This is a genomic window from Phenylobacterium sp. (genome assembly GCF_030698145.1).
Lineage (GTDB): Bacteria > Pseudomonadota > Alphaproteobacteria > Caulobacterales > Caulobacteraceae > Phenylobacterium.
Genome location: NZ_JAUYNW010000050.1, coordinates 1 through 23,242, shown reverse-complemented (window position 1 = coordinate 23,242; position 23,242 = coordinate 1). Strand labels below are relative to the sequence as shown.

17 protein-coding genes and 1 pseudogene are annotated in these 23,242 nt (G+C 70.3%); 8 read left to right on the top strand and 10 right to left on the bottom strand.

Annotation, left to right across the window (positions count from 1 at the left end; translation table 11 throughout):
• Positions 1–5: 5 nt before the first annotated feature.
• The 3 genes from Q8Q77_RS06820 to Q8Q77_RS06810 are packed head-to-tail and all read right to left on the bottom strand — an operon-like array spanning position 6 to position 2,655.
• On the bottom strand, positions 6–410 hold the full coding sequence (locus Q8Q77_RS06820) for a VOC family protein (protein WP_305582470.1): 405 nt from the start codon (positions 408–410) through the stop codon (positions 6–8).
• A 15-nt stretch (positions 411–425) separates the two neighbouring features.
• Positions 426–1,949, bottom strand: coding sequence for a DNA polymerase Y family protein (locus Q8Q77_RS06815; RefSeq protein ID WP_305582469.1), 1,524 nt, complete (start codon positions 1,947–1,949; stop codon positions 426–428).
• Positions 1,864–2,655, bottom strand: a complete 792-nt coding sequence (locus tag Q8Q77_RS06810; protein WP_305582467.1) for an ImuA family protein — start codon at positions 2,653–2,655, stop codon at positions 1,864–1,866. Before Q8Q77_RS06810 ends, Q8Q77_RS06815 begins: the two co-directional genes overlap by 86 nt.
• A 141-nt stretch (positions 2,656–2,796) precedes the next feature.
• On the opposite strand from Q8Q77_RS06810, the gene Q8Q77_RS06805 reads away from it, so the two are divergent.
• Both Q8Q77_RS06805 and Q8Q77_RS06800 read left to right on the top strand, forming a co-directional pair.
• Positions 2,797–4,296, top strand: coding sequence for a carboxylesterase/lipase family protein (locus tag Q8Q77_RS06805; RefSeq protein WP_305582465.1), 1,500 nt, complete (start codon positions 2,797–2,799; stop codon positions 4,294–4,296).
• Positions 4,297–4,346: 50 nt separating this feature from the next.
• Positions 4,347–5,204: a Ku protein gene (locus tag Q8Q77_RS06800; RefSeq protein ID WP_305582463.1), complete on the top strand. Its 858-nt coding sequence runs from the start codon at positions 4,347–4,349 to the stop codon at positions 5,202–5,204.
• A 45-nt stretch (positions 5,205–5,249) separates the two neighbouring features.
• Here Q8Q77_RS06800 and ligD read toward each other — a convergent pair whose 3' ends face one another.
• The 3 genes and pseudogenes from ligD to otsB form a co-directional block, all read right to left on the bottom strand.
• Complete coding sequence (gene ligD, locus Q8Q77_RS06795) at positions 5,250–7,820, bottom strand: DNA ligase D (protein ID WP_305582510.1); 2,571 nt, start codon at positions 7,818–7,820, stop codon at positions 5,250–5,252.
• Positions 7,821–7,875: 55 nt separating this feature from the next.
• Positions 7,876–9,255: pseudogene (locus Q8Q77_RS06790) on the bottom strand (trehalose-6-phosphate synthase); the annotation flags it as partial.
• A complete protein-coding gene (gene otsB / locus Q8Q77_RS06785; protein ID WP_305582461.1) occupies positions 9,252–10,004 on the bottom strand; it encodes a trehalose-phosphatase in 753 nt (250 codons plus the stop codon). The gene otsB and the pseudogene Q8Q77_RS06790, both read right to left, overlap by 4 nt.
• 160 nt (positions 10,005–10,164) lie before the next feature.
• Here otsB and zwf point away from each other — a divergent pair, with 160 nt between their 5' ends.
• Positions 10,165–11,634 (top strand): glucose-6-phosphate dehydrogenase, encoded by a 1,470-nt coding sequence (gene zwf / locus Q8Q77_RS06780; protein WP_305582459.1) that lies wholly within the window; start codon positions 10,165–10,167, stop codon positions 11,632–11,634.
• Positions 11,635–11,643: 9 nt separating this feature from the next.
• Here the strand turns inward: zwf and Q8Q77_RS06775 are convergent, their stop codons facing one another.
• Both Q8Q77_RS06775 and Q8Q77_RS06770 read right to left on the bottom strand, forming a co-directional pair.
• Entirely contained in the window at positions 11,644–11,898 is a 255-nt protein-coding gene (locus tag Q8Q77_RS06775) for a DUF5961 family protein (protein WP_305582457.1), read from the bottom strand.
• A 55-nt stretch (positions 11,899–11,953) separates the two neighbouring features.
• Positions 11,954–13,765: a glycoside hydrolase family 15 protein gene (locus Q8Q77_RS06770; RefSeq protein WP_305582455.1), complete on the bottom strand. Its 1,812-nt coding sequence runs from the start codon at positions 13,763–13,765 to the stop codon at positions 11,954–11,956.
• A gap of 134 nt (positions 13,766–13,899) precedes the next feature.
• On the opposite strand from Q8Q77_RS06770, the gene pyk reads away from it, so the two are divergent.
• On the top strand, positions 13,900–15,318 hold the full coding sequence (pyk, locus tag Q8Q77_RS06765) for a pyruvate kinase (RefSeq protein WP_305582454.1): 1,419 nt from the start codon (positions 13,900–13,902) through the stop codon (positions 15,316–15,318).
• Between the two features lie 163 nt (positions 15,319–15,481).
• Here pyk and Q8Q77_RS06760 read toward each other — a convergent pair whose 3' ends face one another.
• Positions 15,482–17,632, bottom strand: coding sequence for an amylo-alpha-1,6-glucosidase (locus tag Q8Q77_RS06760; RefSeq protein WP_305582452.1), 2,151 nt, complete (start codon positions 17,630–17,632; stop codon positions 15,482–15,484).
• An 80-nt stretch (positions 17,633–17,712) separates the two neighbouring features.
• Positions 17,713–18,807, bottom strand: a complete 1,095-nt coding sequence (locus Q8Q77_RS06755) for a glycosyltransferase family 4 protein (RefSeq protein WP_305582450.1) — start codon at positions 18,805–18,807, stop codon at positions 17,713–17,715.
• 171 nt (positions 18,808–18,978) lie between these two features.
• On the opposite strand from Q8Q77_RS06755, the gene pgl reads away from it, so the two are divergent.
• The 4 genes from pgl to eda are packed head-to-tail and all read left to right on the top strand — an operon-like array spanning position 18,979 to position 23,106.
• Positions 18,979–19,659 carry a 6-phosphogluconolactonase gene (pgl, locus tag Q8Q77_RS06750; RefSeq protein ID WP_305582448.1) on the top strand — a complete coding sequence of 227 codons (681 nt, stop codon included), beginning with the start codon at positions 18,979–18,981 and terminating at the stop codon, positions 19,657–19,659.
• A gap of 17 nt (positions 19,660–19,676) precedes the next feature.
• Complete coding sequence (gene edd, locus Q8Q77_RS06745; RefSeq protein ID WP_305582446.1) at positions 19,677–21,503, top strand: phosphogluconate dehydratase; 1,827 nt, start codon at positions 19,677–19,679, stop codon at positions 21,501–21,503.
• Positions 21,500–22,477, top strand: a complete 978-nt coding sequence (glk, locus tag Q8Q77_RS06740; RefSeq protein WP_305582444.1) for a glucokinase — start codon at positions 21,500–21,502, stop codon at positions 22,475–22,477. The genes edd and glk overlap by 4 nt, the downstream gene beginning before the upstream one ends.
• Positions 22,474–23,106 (top strand): bifunctional 4-hydroxy-2-oxoglutarate aldolase/2-dehydro-3-deoxy-phosphogluconate aldolase, encoded by a 633-nt coding sequence (gene eda, locus Q8Q77_RS06735; protein ID WP_305582442.1) that lies wholly within the window; start codon positions 22,474–22,476, stop codon positions 23,104–23,106. The genes glk and eda overlap by 4 nt, the downstream gene beginning before the upstream one ends.
• The last annotated feature ends 136 nt before the right edge of the window (positions 23,107–23,242 follow it).

The window sequence follows — 23,242 nt, the reverse complement described above, 5'->3', positions numbered from 1 at the left end:
GGCGGTCAGGTAAGGTCGGTGAAAGGGTTCCAGGCCACTTCCCAATAGTGGCCGTCCGGATCGGCGAAATAGCCGGAATAGCCGCCCCAGAAGACGTCCTTCGGAGGCACGGTGGCGACGACGCCGGCCGTCAGAGCCTGGGCGTAGACTTGGTCAACCGCTGCTTTGCTGGGGGCGTTGTGGGACAGCATGACGCCGCCGAAGCTGGGCGGCGCGGCGGGCACGTCCACCTCCTTGGCCATCTCCCGCCAGGGGAACAGGGCGAGCCAAGTCCCCTCCAGCCGGAACATGGCGAAGTCCTCGCCTTCCTTGAAGTTGTGAATCGGGAAGCCCAGGCCATCTCGGTAGAAGGCGATCGAACGGGGCATGTCGGTGACGGCTAGGGTGATCAGGCTGATCTTGGGTTTCATGGGTGTCTCCTCAACTCATCCGAACAGTCCGTGCAGGAACCACCGGGCGGCGACACCGTCCTCGTAGAGCCCCTCGCGATAGACCCAGAAGCGCGCGCCCTCCTGGTCCTCCACCCGGTAATAGTCCCGCACCTGGCCGACCCGCACCGCGTCGATCTCGCCGCGCCACCATTCGACGCCGATGCGTTCGGGCCCCTCGGCGTGGCGCACCCGGTGGGTCTGCTTGCGCCACTGGAACTGGCGGGGCGGGTCGTCGGGGGTGAGCGCCAGCACCAGGTCCAGCGGTTCGGGCCGGCGGAACAGGCGCAGGGGGCGCGGGGTCTCCGGGTCCCAGCCCTGGCTGGGCTTGAGCGGGGAGGCGGGCCGGGCGCTCTGCTCGGGGATATGGCTCTCCACCGGAGCGCTCTTCCAGACCCGGTCCTCGCCCAGGCGGTTGGCGAGCCGGTCGACGAGCGGCGCCAGGCCCTCCTCCAGGGCGGCCTCGCGGGCCGTGTCGAGACGCACCTGGCGGCCGGCCACGGTCTCCACCTCCTCGGCGGTCAGTGTCACCACCTCGATCCCGAAGCCGGGATCGACGGTCTCCAGCTTGGGCGCGAACAGCTTGGCGATGCGGGCCGGATCGCGCCCGGCCATGGAGAGGCCGACGGTGAGCGGATAGGCCTTGCCGTCCAGCCGGTGGAAGGTGAGCTCGAAGCGCTTGGCCCCCCGGCCCTCCAGCTCCAGCCGGGCGCACAGCTTGTCCGCCACGTCGCGGCTCACCCGCTGCAGGTCCTCCAGCACGCTGATCGGCTCGAAGAAGGCCAGCCTTGCGAACCAGGGATTGGGCGGGCGACGGAAGGTGAGCGCCTCCTCGGCGCGGCCCATGGCCTGGTCCAGCCGCAGCAGGGCCTGCTTGCCGAACCGGCGAGCGAAGGGCGCGCGCGGCAGGCCGATGATCTGGAACAGATAGCGCAGGCCCAGCCGCTCGATCTGGGCGGCGGCCTCGGGCTCCAGGCGCAGGGCCGCGGGCGGCAGGTAGGCCAGCAGGTCGGCCTGGCCGTTCGGGGGCGCGATGATCTCCGCGCCCTGACCGTAATGGGCCAGGGCCCAGGCCGCGCCCGGGGTGTCGGCCACGGCGCAACGGAAGAAGAGGCCGTTGCGGGCCAGCCGCGCGCGGAAGTCGGAGGCGAGCTGGGCCTCGCCGCCCCACAGGTGATCGACCCCGGTGATATCCAGGAACAGGCCGTCCGGCCCGTCGGCCGCCACCGCGTGGGAGAACCGCACCGACCAGTCGACCAAGGCGGTCAGGGCGCCGGCGTCGGCCTGCGGTTCGGCCTCGGCGGTGACGAGGCCGGGGACCAGGGCCGCGGCGTCCGTGGCCTTCTGGCCCGGGAACAGGCCCGCGGAACGGGCGGCCTTGTCCACCGCCGACAGCCGGCGCACGGCCTTCACCGTCTCGATGAGGGCGAAGGGGCTAGGCGGCGGCTCCGCGGAGGGGTTGCGCCGGCGCCAGTTGGCGATCGCCCAGTTCGGCGACCAGGCGCAGAGGATGCGGGCCATCTTGGGCCTCCCAGGTAAACGCGGCTTGCGCCTCCATCAGCCAGGCGCCGGGCCGTCCGCCCCGGCACCGTTCCAGCTCGACCCGCCAGCGCGGCTGGCCCAGGCCGAACGCGCCGGGCGCGGGTTCGCTGGCCGCCGGCGCGATCTTCCAGCGGGTGGCCGCCGCCGTGCCGCTGGCGCTGGGCCGGGCCGTTCCGCCATAGGGCCGCCGCCGGATCACGAACCCGGTGGCGCCGTGCTTCTCGCAGGCCAGTTGCAGCCGCCGCCCGGCGGTGAGGTCCACGGCCTCGACCTCGGCGAAGACCGCGGCGACGCCGGCGGTGGCGAGCGCGTCCTCGGTCACCGCCAAGGCCTCGGCCTCGTCGCGGGCGCAGACCTGGATCAGCCGCTGGGCGGGGAAGCCCAGCCCCGACAGGCCCGGGGCGAACAGGTCGTCGCGGCGCAGGACCCAGACCGCCTCTCCCCGCCGGGCCAGGGGCGCGGCGACCAGGGCGGCGAAGGCGGCCGGCGAGGCGCCGGTCTCGATCTCCATCCCCGCCCCGGTGAATTCGTGCCATTGGCCGAGCGGCAGGCCCTCGCCCAGAAAGCAGCCGTCCAGCCGAGGATCGCCGAACGGCAGGGACTCAGAGTCCGCCCGTCCGCCCGCCGCGAGGGCGGCGATCTTCGCCTTGAGGGCGGCCAACCGCCCCTCGCGAAAACCGGACATGGCTTTCTGACTCCTTGTTCTTATTTTGTTCTAGTTTTGGACTCAAAAGAGTCAAGCACCTTACGGTGGAGTCAGTTTGCTTGACCGCGCGCCCAAGTGAGCAAATCCTCCCGCACAACCAACAGGCGGGGGGAAAACGCCATGCTTCGGTTCTATGCGATGGCTCTGGGCGCGTTGATGCTGGCGGGGCCGGCTCAAGCCCAGGTGAAGGCCACGGTCGAGAGCGGGGCCCTGGCCGGGAGCTCCGGCGAGACCGCAGACGTCTTCCGCAACATCCCCTTCGCCGCCCCGCCCACCGGCCGGCTGCGCTGGGCGCCGCCGCAGCCGCCCGCCGCCTGGGCCGGGGAGCGCGACGCCACCGCCAACGGCCCGTCCTGCATGCAGCCGATGAACGCCGACGGCACGCCCAATTCCGGGGGCGCCAACGGGCCGGTCACCGAGGACTGCTTGCAGCTCAACGTCTTCGCGCCAAAGGGGGCCAAGAAGGCGCCGGTCATGGTCTGGATCCATGGCGGCGGCCACCGCACCGGCGCCGGCTGGGTCTATGACGGCGCGAACTTCGCGCGCGACGGGGTGGTGCTGGTCTCGATCAACTACCGCCTGGGCCCGCTGGGCTACTTCGCCCATCCGTCCCTGACCCGCGAAGCCGGCGGCGACGCCACCGGCAACTATGGCTTGATGGACCAGATCGCCGCCCTGGAATGGGTCCAGCGCAATATCGCCGCCTTCGGGGGCGACCCCAAGAACGTCACCGTCTTCGGCGAGAGCGCCGGGGGCATGAGCACGCTGGCCCTGCTCGCCACGCCCCGGGCCAAGCCGCTCTTCAAGAAGGCCATCGTCCAGTCGGGCGGCGGTTGGTTTCCGCCCTCGACCCTGGCGGCCCAGGAGGCCGAGGGCGCCAAGGCCGCCGAGACCCTGCGCCTGGCCGGCGCCAACGCCCCGGTCGGCGACCTGCGCAAGCTGCCGGCCGCCACCCTGATCGCCAAGATCGGCGGCGACTTCGGCCCCTTCGTCGACGGCAAGCTGATGACCGAGACCCCCACCCAGGCCTTCGCCGCCGGCCGCGCGGCCGACGTCCCGCTGATCATCGGGGCCAATTCGGGCGAGGATTCGCTGCTGGGCGGCTGGAAGCCGGAGATGGCGGCCATGATCCCGGCGCCGGCGCGGACGGTTTATGTCGAGGAGGCCGCGGCCGGCGACGAAACCCTGGCCCGCGCCGTCTTCACCGACCGGATCATGGTGGGGCCGGCCCGCTGGGTGGCGGCCAGGGCCTCGGGCGGTAAGCCCGCCTGGCTCTACCACTTCTCCTATGTGGGCAGCCGGTTCCGGCCGGCGGTGAAGCGGGCCTTCCACGCCGCGGAGATCCAGTACGTCTTCGAATACTGGGGCCGGCGCACGCCGATGAGCGCGGTCAGCGACGAGGACAAGGCCATGGCGAGCCTGATGCACGCCTGCTGGGTGTCGTTCGCCAAGGCTGGGGTCCCCAAGTGCGGACCGCAGGCCTGGCCGGCCTACAGCCCCAAGAGCGACCAGCTCATGGAGTTCGGCGCGGGGAACGGGGTCCGTCCGGCCTTCCGCAAGAGCCGGCTGGACGCTCAGGAGGCCGTGGCCCTGCCGACCCTGGCGCTCTCGGCGAACTGAATCGGCCCGCGCGGCGTTCCACGGACTTCTGAAGCTTCGGAGTCCGCGTCATGGCCACCCGACCGACCTGGCAGGGCTATCTGCGCCTGTCCCTGGTGAGCTGCCCCGTGGCCCTGCACACCGCCACCTCGCGCAGCCACGACGTCTCCTTCAACATGCTGCACAAGGAGACGCACAACCGCATCCGCATGATCCCCACCGATCCGGAGACCGGGCCGGTGGAGCGCAGCGATATCGTCAAGGGCTACGAGATCGAGAAGGGCCGCTACGTCGTGGTCACCGACGAGGAGATCAAGAACGTCCGGCTCGAGACCACCCGCACCATCGACATCGAGCGTTTCGTCGACGAGGCCGATATCGACCGGCTGTACTGGAACGACCCCTATTTCCTGGCGCCCGACGGCGACATGGCCGTCGAGGCCTTCAGCGTGATCCGCCAGGCCATGGAGGGGGCGGGCAAGGTGGCCCTGGCCCGGGTGGTGATGCACCAGCGCGAGCGGGTGCTGGCCCTGGAGGCCCGCGACCGCGGGATCCTCGCCTACACGATCCGCTCCAACAAGGAGGTGCGCGATCCGTCGGAGGTGTTCGGCCATATCCCCAAGGCCAAGGCCGACCCCAAGATGGTGGCCATCGCCGAGAAGATCATCGAGCAGCTCGAGGGGCCCTTCGACCCGGCCGAGTTCAACGACCGCTACGAGGACGCTCTACGCAAGTTGATCCAGGAGAAGGAAAAGCACGGCGGCGCGATCGCCAAGGTCGAGGAGCCCAAGGAGGCCGAGGTCATCGACCTCATGGAGGCCCTGCGGCGCAGCCTGGGCGAGGGCGGCGGACCGCGGCGCAAGACGTTGGCGCGCGCGCCCGCCAAGAAGGCTCCCGCCCGCAAGCCGGCGGCCCGGAAGCGGGCCTGACGCGAACGCCCCCCGTCATTGCGGCTCCTTTCCGCCGCGACGGTTTCAGCCCAGACGCTTGATCGCCGTCGCCAGCGGCCGCTCGCTGTCGGCGTAATCGGTCCAGGCGGTGGTCTTCTTCAGCAGGCCCGGCGCCGTGCGCATCGTGTAGCGTTTGGGGTTCAGCCCGGCCTTCACCTGGCTCCAGGTCAGGGGGAAGGACACGGTCGCGCCGTCCCGCGCCCGGGGCGAGAGTGGAGCCACGGCGGTGGAGAGCCGGTCGTTGCGCAGGTAGTCGAGGAAGATGCGGCCGCCGCGCAGCTTCTTGGACATGTTGACCACGTACTTGTCGGGCTCGTCGGCGGCCATGCGCTCGCACAGGGTCCGGGCGAAGGCCTTGGCGGTCGGCCAGTCCAGTTCACCCTTCGGCTTGGCCAACGGCGTGACCACGTGCAGCCCCTTGCCGCCGGTGGTCTTGCAGAAGGCGACCAGGCCCAGCTCCTCCAGGCGGTCGCGCACGTCGCGGGCCGCCGCCACCACGTCGTCGAAGGTGACGTCGGGGCCGGGGTCCAGGTCGAAGATCAGCCGCCCCGGAACCTCCGGCTCGTGGGGGCGGCAGTTCCAGGGGTGGTACTCCGTCGCCCCGGACTGGGCGAAGGCGATCAGGCCCTCGAGGCGGTCGATCTGCTGGTAGGCCTTGTGGTCGCCGATCACCTTGACCTGCTCGATCAGGTTGGAGGCGCCCTTGCCCACGTGGCGCTGGAAGAACTGCTCGCCGCCGATCCCGTCGGGCGTGCGGATCACCGAGCAGGGGCGGCCGGCGATGTGCGGCAGCATCCAGGGACCGACCGCTTCCAGGTAGCGGGCCAGGTCCAGCTTGGTCACCGGGGCGGGGTCGTCGGCGGAGTTGGGCCACAACGGCTTGTCGGGGCTGGAGATGCGCACCCCCAGCACCACCGGCTCGGAGGTCGTGGACTTGGGTGCGGCCTTCCCGGGCTTCGGCTGCGCCAGTTCGGCCTCTTCGACAGGGACGGGAACCTCGGCCTCCACCTCCTGCGCGGGCTTGTCGGCGCGCAGGCCCTTGAAGGCCGCCTGGCGGACATTGCCGTCGCCGGTGAAGCCTGCGAATTCGATCTCGGCGACCAGTTCGGGCCGGGCCCAATGGACATTGGCTTCCTTGCGCGGGGCGTTAGGCCCGGCGAAGGGGCTCTTCGCGCTGGCGACCTTCTCCAGCTCCGGCAGGACGCGGGCGACGGTGTCGCGGCCAAAGCCCGTGCCGACGCGACCCACGTGGACGAGCTCGCCGTCGCGGTGGACCCCCACCAGCAAAGAGCGGAGCTGACCCTTCTCTCCGGTCCAGCCGCCGATCACCACCTCATGGCCCGCCCGGCACTTGGCCTTGGTCCACGTCTCGCCGCGGCCCGACCGATAGGGGGCGTCCAGCCGCTTGGAGACGATCCCCTCCAGGTCCATCCGGCAGGCCGACTGCAGCACTGCGTCGCCCGAGGCCTCGAAGTGATCGACATAGCGAAGGCGCGGGTCGCCGCCGGACAGCAGGCTCTTCAGCGCCGCCTTGCGGTCGCGCAGGGTCAGCGGGCGCAGGTCCTTCCCGTCCGCGAACAGCAGGTCGAAGGCGAAGTAGATCAGGTCGTCGGTGTCGCCGTCCGACAGTGCCGCCTGCAGGCCGTGGAAGCTGGGCGCGCCGTCGTGGTCGAGCGCCACGGCCTCGCCGTCCAGGATGCAGTCGGGCAGGTCCGCCGCGGCCGTGGCGATCGCCTTGAACTTCGCCGTCCAGTCCAGGCCCTTGCGGGTGCGGATCACCGCCTTGCCGCCTTCCACGCGGATCTGCAGGCGGTAGCCGTCGAACTTCACCTCGTGACCCCAGCCCGGCCCCGGGGACGGGCGGTCCACCGACTTGCAGAACTGCGGCTCGACGAACCGGGGGAGCGCCGCGGCCTCCAGCTTGGGCGCGGCGCGCGCCTTCAGCGGCCGGGCGGCGGCCTTGGGCTTGCTTTGCCAGACATCGTCGGCCGCCGCCTTGGCCTTGCGCCGGTTCATGAACGGCTGGGGCGCCTTGCCCTTGCCGGCGGCGATGGTCTCCATCTCGCGACCCGAGGCCACGGAGCTGGCGTTGTTCTTCAGCAACGCGTCGGCGTCGCCCTCGTGGGCGAAGTCGTCGCGGTGCTTGATCAGCAGCCAGTTGTTGCGCTTGCCGCCGTCGCGGTCGCTCTTCATCCGCACCAGGACGAACCCGCCGTGCAGGCGCTCGCCCTCCAGCACGAACTTCAGGTCGCCCTTCCTCAGGCCCTCGTGGGCGTCGGTCCCCGGCTCGGGCGCCCAATAGCCGCGGTCCCACAGCATGACCGCGCCGCCGCCGTACTGGCCCTTGGGGATCGTGCCTTCGAAGTCGCCGTAGTCGAGCGGATGGTCCTCGACCTCGACCGCCAGCCTACGGTCGCGTGGGTCGAGCGAGGGTCCCCTGGTCACGGCCCAGGACTTGAAGACCCCGTCCAGTTCCAGTCGAAAGTCGTAGTGCAGGCGGGTCGCCGCGTGCTTCTGGATCACGTATCTCAGGCGGTCCGAACGCGGAGCCGTCTGCTTCCCGCTGGGCTCCGAGGTCGTGGAGAAGTCTCTCATCGACTGATAGCGGGCGAGCTTGTTCGCCATAGTAGGGGCCTTCGGCTGGCTTGCGCGGTTCATGACTGGCGGCGAGCGCCGCGACGAAGACGTCCCGCCAGGCGGTGACGTCGTCGCGCTGGACGCCGTCGTTGAGAGCGCTCCAGCGGCGGATTCGCTCCTTCAGGTCCATGGTCAGGGCGCGTTTCAAGGCCTCGGCGATCTCCTCGGGGCTGTTGGGATTGACGATCAGGGCCTCGCCCATCTGGTTGGCCGCGCCGGCGAACTTCGACAGCACCAGCACGCCCGGATCCTCCGGATCCTGGGCGGCGACGAACTCCTTGGCGACCAGGTTCATGCCGTCGCGCATGGGCGTGACCAGTCCCACCTTGGCGGCGCGATAGACCCCCGCCAGCTCGTCGCGGCGGTAGTTGCGGTTCACGTAGCGGACCGGGTTCCAGTCGATGTCGGCGTATTCACCGTTGATCCGGCCCGACAGCGCGTCCAGCCGCGCCCGAATCTCCTGATAGGAATCCACGGCCTCGCGGCTGACCGGGGCGATCTGCAGCATCAGCACCTCGCGGCGCAGGTGCGGGTTGTCGGCCAGCAGGCGTTCGAAGCCCAGGAACCGCTCCTCCAGGCCCTTGGAATAGTCCAGCCGGTCGACGCCGACGATCATCTTCCGGAAGGCGGTGTGCGCCGCCATGATGCCGAAGGTGCGCTCGGCCCGCTCGCTCAGCACCAGCTCGCCGAACGCCGCCGCGTCGATGCCGATGGGGAAGTCACCGACCTGGACCGTCTTGCCGAAGGCGCGCAGCCGCGCCTCGTCGACCACGGCGCCGTCGGCCTCGCTCAGCACGTATTCCTCGAAGGCCTGGCGATAGGCCGGGGTCTGGAAGCCGACCAGGTCGTAGTCGAACAGCGCCTCCACCAGTTGCTTGTGGCGCGGCAGGGTCGCCACCAGCTGGTGGGCCGGCCAGGGGATGTGCAGGAAGAAGCCGATCCGGTTGTCCACCCCTAGCGCCCGCAGCTCCCGAGCCAGCGGGATCAGGTGATAGTCGTGGATCCAGATCAGGTCGTCGTCCTCGATCAGCGGACGCAGGGTCTCGGCGAACCGGCGGTTCACCCGCTGATAGCCCTCGTCGAACGAACGGTCGTAGGCGGTCAGGTCCTGGCGATAGTGGAACAGCGGCCAGAGCGTCTTGTTGGCGTAGCCGTTGTAGTACTCGTTGAGGTCGGCCTCCTCGAGGTCGACGGTGGCCACGGTCACGCCGTCGGCGATCTGCATGGCGAGCTGGCCGGTGAACTCGGGCGTGGTCTTGCCGCTCCAGCCGAACCAGAGGCCGGAATACTCGCGCAGGGCCGCGGCCAGGGCCATGGCCAGGCCGCCGACGCTCTCGTCGCCCTTGCCGGTGGGCGGGTTGACCCGATTGGACACCACGATCAGGCGGCTCATCGCGCCGCCTCCAGCCAGGCCAGCGCCGCCTCGACATCGTCCAGGCGGTAGCGCGCCACGGTGCGGCGATCCGGGCCCACCAGCACGCCATAGCCGCCCAGGGTGTTGACGGCGAAGAAGCCGTGCTCGTCGGTGAAGTCGTCGCCGAGGAACACCGGCACGGCGCCGGCGAAGGGCTGTTCGGTCATGAAGGCGCGGATCGAGTCGCCCTTGCTGGCGCCAGGCGTGCGCAGTTCGACGACCATGTCGCCGGGCTGGAAGGTAAGCCCGGTCTCCGTGGCGATCGCCGCGGCCAGGTCGCGGGCGTCCTGGGCGAGGTGGCGCGCCTGGCGGTAGTGCAGGGCCAGGCTCAGGCCCTTGTCCTCGATCAGCAGGTCGTCTTCGCGCGCGGCGAAGGCCTTCAGCCGCGCCGCGGCCTGCGCCAGGCCTGGATGCGGCGCGGCCTGACCCACCACCCCGCCGGCGTCGCGGCGGATCAGGCCGTGTATGGCCGCGACCGTCGTCACCGTGCCCTCAAGTATATGGTCGATATCTTCCAGCGAGCGGCCGCTGACCACGGCCAGGCGGCCGTCCAGGCCCGCCAGCAGGCGTTCGATCAGGCTGGTCCGGCGCGGATCGGGGCGTACGTCCTGTGGGCGCTCGGCGATCGGCGCGAGCGTCCCGTCGAGATCGAGAAACAAGGCCGTCCCCGCCAGCGTCAGACGCGCGGGTGGGGCCTCGAGCCCGATATGCAGTTCCGCGATGCTCATGAAGTCCTTTGACGCGCCCCACCAGCAGGAAAACGCCCGCCGGCCAGGAACGATCCATTTTCTCCCGCTGTGGTGGTGAACTACGCAGCGGGGCTTGACGTTGCAGCCCCGAACGCGGCTATGCGCATTTCGAGCGTATTCTCTCGAAAAGGTGACTTCGATGGCCGAGCAGCCTCTCGCCGACGTGATCGTTCTGTTCGGCGGCACGGGCGATCTCGCCCAGAAGATGCTGTTTCCCTCGCTCTACTTCCTCGACGCCGACGGTTTCCTCGCCGAGGGTTTCCGGATTATCGCCACGGCGCGGTCCGACATGACGCCGCAGGCCTTCAAGGCGCAGATCAAGGACGCGGTCGGCGGCCGCGCCGGACCCTCCGGGCTCGACGACAAGGTCTGGGCGCGCTTCGAGGCGCGGCTGGACTATGTGGGCGGCGACGCCACCTCGCCGGATGGCGCCGCGGCGCTCAAGGCGGCCATCGGCGCGGCCAAGACCCCGATCTTCTACCTGGCCCTGTCGCCCAGCATCTATGGCCGCGTCTGCGCCGCCCTGGCCGCGGCGGGGCTGGCCACGCCCCAGACCCGGATCGTGCTGGAAAAGCCTATCGGCCGCGACCTGGCGAGCTCCAAGGTCATCAACGGCGCGGTGGCGGAGGTGTTCGCCGAGGAGAGCATCTTCCGGATCGACCACTATCTGGGCAAGGAGACGGTGCAGAACCTGATCGCCCTGCGCTTCGCCAACGTGCTGTTCGAGCCGTTGTGGAACAACCTGACCATCGACCACGTGCAGATCACGGTGGGCGAGACCGAGGGGGTCGGCGACCGCTGGCCCTATTACGACGAGTACGGCGCCCTGCGCGACATGGTGCAGAACCACATGCTGCAGCTCCTGTGCCTGGTGGCCATGGAGCCGCCGTCGGACATGGAGCCCGACAGCGTCCGCGACGAGAAGGTCAAGGTGCTGCGCTCCCTGCGCCCGGTGACCCGCGCCGACGTCCAGTCGGTCAGCGTGCGCGGCCAGTACACGGCCGGCGTGGTCGGCGGCGAGCGCGCGGAGGCCTATGAGACCGAACGGGGCCAGGCCTCGGAAACCGACACCTTCGTCGCCCTGCGCGCCGACATCGACAACTGGCGGTGGGCCGGGGTGCCGTTCTTCCTGCGCACCGGCAAGCGCCTGCCCGAACGGCGCACCCAGATCGCCATCCAGTTCAAGCCGGTGCCGCACTCGATCTTCGACGCCGCGGCCAAGGCCGACCTGCAGGCCAACCGCCTGGTGATCGACCTGCAGCCGGACGAGGACATCGAGCTGCTGATGATGAACAAGGCGCCGGGCCTGTCGGAGGGCGGCATGCGCCTGCAGTCCCTGCCGCTGTCGCTGTCGCTGGCCAAGGCCTATTCCGGCCCCAATGCGCGGCGGCGCATCGCCTATGAGCGGCTGATCCTCGACGTCATCGCCGGCAACCGCACCCTGTTCGTCCGCCGCGACGAGGTGGAGCGGGCCTGGGAATGGATCGACGGCGTGTCAGAGGCCTGGCGCGAGGCCGGCATGACGCCCAAGCCCTACGCGGCCGGGTCCTGGGGCCCGTCGGGCGCCTTCGCCCTGATCGAACGCTCCGAGCGGGCTTGGTACGACTAGAGCTGGCGATTAGCGGGTTTCGCAGAACCCGCTCTCGCCGCTCTCCAGGTCGACCCGGAAGCATTGCCGTTCGCCGGTCTCGCAGTCGGTGAGCTGGACCTGGATTTCCCCGTCCTCGTCGGGAACCGGGCGCCAGCGGTCGATGAAGTCGAAGGCCGCGTCCTCGAAGCTGACCCCGAACACGTCATGGGTCTGATTGCGGTGTTCATGGGCTCCGTGGGCGGAGAACCGACGCGCCGGGGAGGACTCCGTTTGGCTGGGCATCAGGCGCCTCTTTATGGCGTTGTCTGCTAGACAACTCGCAGGGCGCGAAAAGGATTCACCGCACCGAGGCCCAGGGCTTGGACAGCATGGTCGCGCAGTTGATCAGCCCCACCAGCGAATAGGTCTGGGGATAGTTGCCCCACAACTCGCCGCCGTCGAAGGCGATGTCCTCCGACAGCAGGCCCGCGGCGGTGCGGCGGTCCAACATCTCGGTGAACAGCTCGCGCGCCTCGGCCGTGCGGCCCGACAGGTGCAGCACCTCGATCAGCCAGAAGGTGCAGATGTTGAACGCCGTCTTGGGTTCGCCGAAGTCGTCGGGCCGGGCGTAGCGCAGCATGAAGGATCCGCGCCGCAGGCCCGTCTCCACCGCCGCGATGGTCGCGGCCATGCGCGGATCGTCGGGGCTGACGAAGCGCACGTCGACCAGTTGCAGCAGGCTGGCGTCCAGCTCGTCGCCGCCGAAGGTCGCGGCGAACCGGCCGAGCTCGGCGTTCCAGGCGTGGGTCTCGATGGTCAGGCGCACCTTATGGGCCCGGTCGTTCCAGAAATCGGCGCGTTCCAGCAGGCCGAGCTTGGCCGCGGCGTTGCCCAGCCGGTCGCAGGCGGCCCAGCACATCACCGCCGAATAGGTGTGGACCGCCTCACGGCCGCGGAACTCCCAGAGGCTGGCGTCGGGCTTGTCGTGCAGTTCGAAGGCCCGGTCGCCCACCGGCTCCAGGCTGCGGAAGTCGTCGACCGTGGCCGGACGGAACAGCCGCTCGTCGAAGAAGGCCTGGACGGTCGACAGCACGATCTGTCCGTAGACGTCATGCTGCAGGTGTTCGTGGGCCTGGTTGCCCAGCCGCACCGGGCCCATGCCGCGATAGCCCGGCAGGTGCTCGGCGAAGCGTTCGGTCAGCGAGGGCTCCAGTCCCACGCCGTAGAGCGGCTGGACATGGCCGCCCTTGGAACGGTCGACGATGTTGCGCAGATAGCCGAGATAGTTCTCCAGCATGTCGGCCGCGCCCAGCCGGTTGAGCGCCTGGACCACGTAATAGGCGTCGCGCAGCCAGCAGTAGCGGTAGTCCCAGTTGCGGCCCTGCTGGCCGTCGTGGGGCGGGTGCTCGGGGATCGAGGTGGTCAGGGCCGCGACGATGGCGCCGGTCTCCTCGTGGGCGCAGAGCTTCAGCGTGATCGCCGCGCGGATCACCGCCTCCTGCCACTCCAGCGGCACCGAGAGCGTGCGCACCCAGCCGCGCCAGTAGTCGGTGGTCTCCTTCAGCATCCGCTCGGCGGTGGTGGCGAGGTCGGAGTCGAACCCCTCGTCGGGGCCGAGGAACATGGCGATGGGCTCCTCCAGCCGGAACAGCCGTTCGTGCTCGATATGGCCCACCGGCGCGTCGGTGGTCATCCGCAGGGTCATCTCCCCGCCCACATAGCGGATGTGATTGGAGCCGGAGGTCTTGGCCGCGGCCCGCTCGCCCCAGTTCACGGTGGGCCGCAGGCGCACGCGGATATTGGCCGTCCCCGACAGCGGGCGGACGATGCGGATGAAGGCCAGCGGGCGGTAGACCCGGCCGAACTGGCGGTAGCGGGGGCAGAAGTCGATCACCTGGACCACCGCGCCCGACGTGTCGGTGATCTCCGTGGAGAGGATCGGGGTGTTGCGCAGGTAGGTCTGGCTGACGCTGGCCTGGTTCTCCAGCTCCACCACCCAGAGGCCTTGGGCCGTGTCGTCCTCGTTCGGATCGCGTCCGCCCAGCAGGGCCGAGAAAACCGGATCGCCGTCAACCCGCGGCGCGCAGGCCCAGACGAACCGGCCGGCGCGGTCGATCATGGCGCTTGCCGCGCAGTTGCCGATAGGGAACAGGTCGAGGGTCTGGGTCATTCGTCTGGAATCCGCGAGCGGCATGATCGGTTCAAGGGAGACACCATGCGCGCGCGGTTTGATAGTCTGCGATCCGAATCGCCACGTGCTACCTGTGCGCTATGACACCGGTTACCGTCCCCAAGGAGCCTAGGATGATCCGCGATCGCCGAGCCCGCATTGTCGCGACCCTCGGCCCCGCCAGCCGTGGGGTGGTGAAGATCACCGAACTCGCCCGCGCCGGCGCTGACGTCTTCCGGGTCAATTTCAGCCACGGCGCCCACGAGGACCACGCCAAGACCATTGCCGACGTCCGCGCCGCCGAGGCCAAGGTGGGCCGGCCGCTGGCGGTGCTGGCCGACCTGCAGGGCCCGAAGATCCGGCTGGGGGAGTTCGCCGACCGCACCGTGCGGCTGAAGCCCGGACAGGATTTCCGCCTCGACCTCTCCGACGTTCCCGGCGACGCCAGCCGCGTGGGCGTGCCGCTGGTCGAGGTGTTCGCCGCCTTGAGGCCCGACGCCGACATCCTGCTGGACGATGGCAAGGTGCGCCTGAAGGTCCGCCGCTGCGGCCCCGATTTCGCCGACACCGTGGTGGTCTCCGGCGACAGCCTGTCGGACCACAAGGGCCTGAACCTGCCGGGCCTGGCCATCCCGATCCCGGCGCTCACGCCAAAGGACCGCGAGGACCTGGCCTTCGCCCTCACGCAGGGCGTCGACTGGGTGGCGCTGTCCTTCGTGCAGCGGGCCTCGGACATGGCCGAGCTGCGCCAGATCGTCCAGGGCCGCGCCAGCGTGCTGGCCAAGATCGAGAAGCCCGCCGCCCTCGAGGCCCTCGACGAGATCCTCGACCTCTGCCAGGCGGTGATGGTGGCCCGCGGCGACCTGGGGGTGGAGCTCAATCCCGAGGACGTGCCAGTGGTGCAGAAGGCCCTGATCCGGGCGGCGCGCACCCGGGGCATTCCGGTGATCGTGGCCACCCAGATGCTGGAATCGATGATCCACTCGCCCACCCCCACCCGCGCCGAGGCCTCCGACGTGGCCGGCGCGGTCTATGAGGGCGCCGACGCGGTCATGCTCTCGGCCGAGAGCGCCGTCGGCGACTATCCCCTGGAGGCGGTCTCCATCATGGACCGCATCATCACCCGGGTGGAGCAGGACCCGCGCTGGCCCGAGCTGATGCGCGCGGAGTATCCGGTGGAGGACGCCGACGCCGACGCCCTGGTGGCCGCCGCCCGCCGCGCCGCCGAGGCCGCCTCCACCGCCTGCCTGGTGGCGTTCACGACCACGGGCCAGACGGCCCTTCGGCTGGCCCGCGAACGGCCGCTGCAGCCGATCCTGGCGCTCACCCCCAACCTCTGGGCGGCGCGCAAGCTCGCCCTGGCCTGGGGCGTCGAACCCCACGTGGCGCCGCAGATCACCGATCCGGAGAACCTCACCCGGATGGCGGTCGAACGGGCCATGGAGATGGGTCTGGCCGGCCCCGGCCAGCGGGTGCTGATCCTGGCGGGCCTGCCCATGGGCTCGCCCGGCGCGGCCAATATCCTGCGGCTGGCCCATACCCCGCGCCGCTAGCCGCCGAACAGATGCTCCCCCTCTGGGGGAGCTCCCGGCCGAATGGCCGGGTGAGGGGGACTTTGACTCTTGTTTGGGGACCCTCCGTCACGTCGCCGAAGAGGGCGACGCGCTGGGTGAGGATCTAAAGGGTTCTGGCTTTCGAGGCGCATCCGGCTGGCGGCTAGCGCACCCTGACGGGCACGCCCGAGGCGCCGCGGGCGTGGACGCGGACGCGCCCGCCCTCGCGCTCGAAGCCCAGGTCGATCCTGGCGTCGCCGACCCGCAGGCCCTCGATCCAGAACCGGTCGATGCCGATCGGCAGGTGGGGGTCGCGCACCTCCACCTCGCCCTTGTCGCCGTCGACACTGATCCCCAGGCAGGCCTGCACCATCATGAACACCGACCCCGCCGCCCAGGCTTGGGGCAGGCAGGCGACCGGATAGGCCACCGGCGGCTCGCCGGCCATGCGCGGGAAGCCGCAGAACAGCTCGGGCAGGCGCATCTCGTAACTGGCCGCTGTCTCGAACAGGCCCGAGGTCAGCGACACCACGCCGGCGCGTTCGCCATAGCGCGACAGCCCCATGGCGCAGAGCGCCGTGTCGTGCGGCCAGACCGAGCCGTTGTGGTAACTCATCGGATTGAAGCGCGCCTGGCCGGTGGCGAGCGTCCGCACGCCCCAGCCGGAATCGAAGCCCGCCGACAGGATTCGCTTGGTGACCCGGTGCGCGCGCTCCGGCGACGGCAGGCCCGAGAACAGCAGGTGCCCGGGGTTGGACGACATCACCCGGCAGAGCGCGCCCTCGCCGTCGATGGCGATGCCGTAATAGCCCTCGTCCTCCATCCAGAACATCCGCTCGACCGACTCCCGGATCTGCTCGGCCCGGCCCGCCCAGCGCTCGGCGTGCGGCTCGTCGCCCTGGCGCCGTGCGAAGGCGGCCATGGCCCGATAGGCGCAGAAGGCGTAGCCCTGCACCTCCACCAGCGCCACGGGGCCGTTGGGGAACCGGCCGTCCTTGTGGAAGACGCTGTCCTCGGAATCCTTCCAGCCCTGGTTGGAGAGGCCGGAGTCCTGGCCGCGCTTGTAGTCGATCAGGCCGTCGGCGTTGGTGTCGCCATAGTGCTCCATCCAGGCGGTGGCGGCCTTGAGCGCCGGCCACAGGGCCTCGATCAGCTCGAAGTCGCCGGTGCGCTCGGCATAGGCGCCGGCCAGGGCGATGAACAGCGGCGTGGTGTCGACCCCGCCGTAATAGCGTCCGAACGGCACCTCGCCCAAGGCCGGCATCTCGCCCTTGCGGGTCTCGTGCATGATCTTGCCGGGGGCGGAGTCGCGGAAGGCCGAGATCTCCTGGGCCTGGTTGGCGGCCAGGTAGGTCAGCACGCCCTTGGCCAGGCCAGGCTCGAACCACAGGATCTGCCAGGCGGTGATGATCGCGTCGCGCCCGAAGGCGGTCGAGAACCAGGGAATGCCGGCATAGGGATAGGGGCCGGTCTCCATCTGGGTGGTGAGCAGGGCGAGGTCGGCCTTGGATTTCTCAAGCCATTCGTTGAACAGCCGCCCGGAGGTGCGCAGGCGCGCGCCGTGTCGGCGCCGCGCGCGCATGTCCCAGCGGGCGCGGGCCGCGGCGTCGCGGAACCGCTCCTTGCTGGGGGTGTAGCCGCCCTCGGCACCGATCTCGAGATAGAGCTCCAGCCGGCCCTCGGGCTGCAGCGAGTACATGTAGTCGGCCCGGTGCGCCCCGATCCGGCCGGGCGGATCGGAAAAGGCGATGACGCTGGTGCGCTCGACGCCGTCCAGGCCCTCGTAGCGGTAGCGCACCGAACGGCCGTCCACCTCGGGAAGGTGGTGGTAGCCGCGCCGCTCGCGCTTCATGCCGCGCACTTCGAACATGTCGTGGAAGTCCGCGCCGAACTCCAGCGAGAGGGGCAGCAGCACCACGTCGCGGCTGTAGTTGACGCAGGCGATGCGCTCATAGAGCCGCTCCTGCCACAGGAACCGCTTGCGCTCGATGTGCAGGACGCCGGGGGGACCCACAGGCCCGCCCGGATAGGGCAGGGCCTGGTTGGCGCCGTTCGACGTGAAGAACACGTTGTCCTGGGCGATCGCCGCCGACAGCAGCGACGGCGGCTGGCCGCCCAGCAACACCCGGAACCGCGACAGGATGCGGGTGTCGTTGTGGAACAGGCCGTCCGCGGCGCCCAGGATGTCCCCGAACGCGTCGCACACCACGAAGGTGTCCTTGTCCTTCAGGGCGAACAGCCGATGGGGAACGCGGGGCTCGCCGGTTTCGCCGTGCTCGACGGGCGCGTCCGGGGCCGGCGCGAGGTCGTCCATAAGCCTCTGTCCTCAGCCGTTCGCGTTCCGACCATTTTCCGACGAAGTGGCCACCGGTTCGTCGAAGAAAATGGTCAATTTCAAAGACGGAGCGAAATTCGATCCAGTCGGATCGAATTTCGCTCCGGGGCGACGCCCGGTCGGCCCGGACTCAGGGCCTCCGCATAGAGGTCGAGATATCGCCGGGCCATGGCCGTCGCCGAGAACCGAAGCTCGAATCTGCGCCGGACCTCCTGGCGGTTCAAGCCCACGGCGCGGCGCACGGCGGCCACGGCCTGATCCTCGTCATGGACGATGTAGCCGGTGACCCCGTCCTCGACCACCTCGGGGACCGAGCCGTTGGCGTAGGCCACCACGGGCGTTCCGCAGGCCATGGCCTCGATCATCACCAGGCCGAAGGGTTCGGGCCAGTCGATGGGGAACAGCAGGGCGCTGGCCCCGCCGAGGAAGGCCGACTTCGCCGCGTCGCCGATCTCGCCCACGTACTCCACGAGGGGCTCGGCCAGGATCAGCGGTTCGATCTTGTCCTGGAAGTAGCGCAGGTCGGCAGCGTCCACCTTGGCGGCGATCTTCAGGCGCATCCCCAGGCGTTGGGCGATGGCGATGGCGCGATCCGGCCGCTTCTCTGGCGAGATGCGTCCCAGGAAGGCCAGATAGGCCCCGGGCTCGTAGCTCGGCTGGTAGAGCTCGGCGCTCATGCCGTGGTGCACCGTGCCCGCCCAGTTGGCGAAGGGGATGGGCCGCCTCTGGTCGTCCGAGATCGACACCAGCGGGAACTGCCGCCAGCGCCGGTAGACGTCGGGCAGGTCCTTCACGTCCAGCCGCCCGTGCAGCGTGGTCAGCGTCTTGTCCGGCATGGCCTCGAAGAACGGGAAGTGCAGCATGTCGGTGTGGAAGTGGATGACGTCGAACTCATGGGCCCGGCGCCGGACCTCAGTGAGCTGCGTGATGTGGGCCGCCAGGTCGGACTTCAGCTCCGCGGGATCCAGGCGGATCGCCTGGTCGCGGACGGCGACCAGCCGGGCCTTGGTCTCGGCCTCGGCGCTGGCGAACAGGGTGACGTCGTGTCCCAGCTCCACCAGGGCGTCGGTCAGGTGCGCCACGACCCGCTCCGTCCCGCCGTACAGACGCGGGGGGACGGCCTCATAGAGCGGGGGAACCTGAGCGATCCTCATGGCGGTACTCCTGACGATGCGGGCAAGCCCCCTCGAATGGCGCCGTTACGCGGGACGGGCCGTAGCCATAGCTCGCCAACCGCGGCGATTGTTCCGCGCTGCGGCGCCGAATTCTCGCCCGACAGGCGAATTGCGGCGGCGTTTGCCGCCTCCAGGCGTTATGGGCGAAGCATGATCGAGACCTTCCCGACTCCCGCCGCTCTCGCCGAGGCCGCGACGACCGCCGTTCACGGCGCCCTGATCTCAGCCATCGACCATCGCGGGGGCGCCAGCCTGGTGGCCACGGGCGGCCGATCGCCGGCGCCGATCTATGATCGGCTGGCCCGTTCGCGGCTGGATTGGGGCCGGGTCGCCGTCACCCTGTCCGACGACCGGTTCACCCCCGCCACCTCGGCGGACTCCAATGAGCGCCTGGTCCGCGAACACCTGCTGACCGGCGCGGCGGCGGCGGCGGCGGCGCGCTTCGTGCCCCTCTGGCGGCCCGCCGACAGTCCGCAGGCCGCGGCCGACCTGGCCGAGGCCGACGTGGCGGCCCTGGGCTCATTCGACATGCTGCTGCTGGGCATGGGCGAGGACGGCCATGTGGCCTCGCTGATCCCCGGCAGTCCGGTGCTCGAGGCCGGCATGGACCCAGGCGGCGACCGGCTGCTGCTGGGCGTTCCGGAAGGGGTCGGATCGCCGCCCGTCGCGCGGATAACCATGACCCTGCCCGCCCTGCTGAGGGCGCGCGCCACCCTGATCCTGATCTCCGGCGCGGCGAAGCGGGCGATCGTCGAGGACGCCGCCGGTCTTCCCGTGCACGCCCTGCTGGAACAGGCTAAAGCGCCGGTGCGCATCCTCTGGACCATGTGAGTTAGAGAGCCCGCTTCATGCCTGCCCCGCTACATTCCGTCACCGCCGCCGTCACCGAGCGCATCGTCGAACGCAGCCGCGACGCGCGCGCCGACTATCTGGCCCGCATGGAGGCCGCCGGCCATCAGGGCCCCGGCCGCGCCAAGCTCTCCTGCGCCAACTGGGCCCACGCCTTCGCCGCCTCGCCCGACGAGGACAAGCAGCGGATGCGCAATCCCAACGCCCCCAACGTCGCCATCGTCTCGGCCTATAACGATATGCTCTCGGCCCACCAGCCGATGGAGCGCTATCCCGAACTCATCAAGGCTGGGGCCGAGGAGGTCGGCGCCACCGCCCAGTTCGCCGGCGGCGTGCCGGCCATGTGTGATGGCGTGACCCAAGGCCGCCCGGGCATGGAGCTGTCGCTGTTTTCCCGCGACGTGATCGCCATGTCGACGGCCGTGGCGCTCACCCATGACGCCTTCGACGCGGCCCTGCTGCTGGGCATCTGCGACAAGATCGTGCCCGGCCTGACCATCGGGGCCCTGGCCTTCGGCCATCTCCCGGTGATCTTCGTCCCCGCCGGCCCGATGAGCAGCGGCCTCTCCAACGCCGAGAAGGCCCGGGTGCGCGGCCTGTTCGCCGAGGGCAAGGCCACCCGCGATGAGCTGCTCGAAGTCGAGATGAAGTCCTACCACGGGCCGGGCACCTGCACCTTCTACGGCACCGCCAACTCCAACCAGATGATGATGGAGATGATGGGCCTGCACCTGCCGGGCTCGGCCTTCATCCACCCCAACACGCCGCTGCGCGACGCCCTCGTGGCCTACGCCCCCAAGCGGGCCGTCGAGATCACCCAGGCGACCAACGACTACACCCCGATGGCCGCCGTGGTGGACGCCAAGGCCATCGTCAACGCCCTGGCGGGCCTGCTGGCCACCGGCGGTTCGACCAACCACACCCTGCACCTGGTGGCCATGGCCCGGGCCGCCGGCGTGCTGATCGACTGGTCGGACTTCGACGAGCTCTCGGCCGTGACCCCCCTGCTGGCGCGGGTCTATCCGAACGGGTCGGAGGACGTGAACGCCTTCCACGCCGCCGGCGGCATGGCTTTCGTAGTGCGCGAGCTGCTGGACGCCGGCCTCGCCCACGAGGACGTGGTTACGGTCGCCGGCCCCGGCCTGCGCCGCTACCAGCAGGAGCCGTTCCTGGAGCATGGCGAACTGGTCTGGCGCGACGGGACCGCCCAGAGCCTGAACCCCGACATCCTGCGCCCGGTCTCCGATCCCTTCCTGCCCGAGGGCGGCCTGCGGCTGCTGAAAGGCCAGCTTGGGCGAGCCGTCATCAAGACCTCGGCGGTCAAGCCCGAGAACCTGGTGGTCGAGGCGCCGGCCCTGGTGTTCGACGACCAGGACGATCTGCTGGCGGCCCACAAGCGCGGCGAGCTCAACCGCGACTTCATCGCCGTGGTTCGGTTCCAGGGGCCGCGCGCCAACGGCATGCCAGAGCTGCACAGCCTGACCCCGGTCCTGGGCGTGCTGCAGGACAAGGGCTTCAAGGTGGCCCTGGTCACCGACGGGCGGATGTCGGGCGCCTCAGGCAAGGTGCCGGCCGCCATCCACGTGACGCCGGAGGCCGCCATGGGCGGTTCGCTGGCCAATGTCCGCGACGGCGACATCATCCGCCTGAACGGCCACACCGGCGTCCTCGACATCCTGGTCGACCCCGCCGAGCTTGCGGGCCGGACCGCGGCCCCGACCCCGCCCGCCGGGTTCGGCTATGGCCGCGAACTGTTCGGCTGGATGCGCAGGTCCGCGGGACCCGCCGAGGCCGGCGCCTGCGCCCTGTTCGGAGACGCCGCGTGAAGACTGTCTATACCGGCCTGGTCGGCGATGTCGGCGGCACCAACGCCCGCCTCGCCCTGGTCGACAACACCGGCAAGATCCGCAGTCCCAAGACCTATCCCGCCTCGGAATACGGCTCGCTCACCGAGGTGATCGGCGAGTACCTGGACGCCACCGCCGGGCGCCAGCGGCCCGACAAGGCGGTGCTGGCCGTGGCCGGCCCCGTGGTCGAGGGCGAGATCGAGTTCACCAATCTCGATTGGCGGATCTCCGAGGGAGAGCTGATCGGCACCTTCGAGTTCCACGCCGCCAGGCTGATCAACGACTTCGCCGCCCAGGCCCTGGCCGCCCCGGTGATGGACGCCGACGACCTGCGGGTCATCGGGCCGGCCCTGAAAGGCGCCGAAGGCGCGCCCGTGGTGGTGCTGGGGGCTGGCACCGGCTTCGGGGTCTCCATGGTGGTGCGCACCGAGCGCGGCGACATCGCCATCCCCAGCGAGGGCGGCCATGCCGCCTTCGCGCCCTCCGACGGGGTGGAGGCCGCCATCTGGGCCAGCCTGCGCCGCACCCACGGACGGGTGTCCATCGAGCGCATCCTGTCGGGGCCGGGGCTCTATTCGCTCTATCGGGGCCTGGCCGACGTGCGCGGCGTGGCCGCCGACCTCACGGACGAAAAGGCCGTGCTGGCCTCCGGCCAGGCCGGCGGCGACCTGCTGGCGGAGGAGACCCTGGACCGCTTCTGCGAGATCATGGGCTCGGTGGCCGGCGACCTGGCGCTCACCTGCGGCGCGCGTGGCGGGGTCTATGTCTCCGGCGGCATCGCGCCGCGCATGGCCGACCGCCTGGCCTCGGGCGGTTTCCGCCGCCGGTTCGAGGACAAGGGCCGGCTTTCGGACTATACCCGCGACATCCCGACCTCGCTGATCGTGCATCCCTATGCCGCCCTGGTCGGGGCCGCCCGCGTGCTGGAACAACTGGAAGGAAGCCGCCTTTGACCTTCGCCGAGATCCTGAAGTTGGCGCCCGTGGTGCCGGTCCTGATCATCGAGGAGGAGGCGCACGCCGTGCCCCTCGCCAAGGCCCTGGTGGCCGGCGGCCTCTACGCCCTGGAAGTCACCCTGCGCACGCCCGTGGCGCTGGACTGCGTGCGGCGCATCTCCGGCGAGGTCGAGGGCGCGGTGGTCGGCGTCGGCACGGTCACCACGGCCGCGGCCCGCCAGGCGGCCGCCGACAACGGCGCCCGGTTCGGGGTCAGCCCCGGCTTGATCGAGGGCGAGGGCTCCGACGGTCCCCTGCCGCTGCTGCCGGGCATCGCCACGGCCACCGAGCTGATGTGGGGCCTGAGGGCCGGTTTCACCTATTTCAAGCTCTTCCCGGCCAACATCGTCGGCGGCGTGGGCGCGCTCAAGGCCTTCGCCAGCCCCTTCCCGCAGGCGACCTTCTGCCCGACCGGCGGGGTCGACCTGCAGAACGCCCCCGACTATCTGGCCCAGCCCAACGTGATCTGCGTCGGCGGCAGCTGGGTGGCGCCCCGGGACGCTGTCCAGGCCGGCGACTGGGCCCGCATCACCGCGCTGGCCAAGGCCGCATCGCAGCTGGGTAAGACCCCGGTGGCGGTGGTCTAGAGCCTGACCGCTGCTGATTGAATCGGGATTCCGGTTGTCTGCGGATCATGATTCAAGATGTGGGCTGGGCAGGAGGCCAGCTTGCATGGCGCGTCCTTACTCTTCTGACCTTCGGGATCGAGTGGCGGGGTTCGTG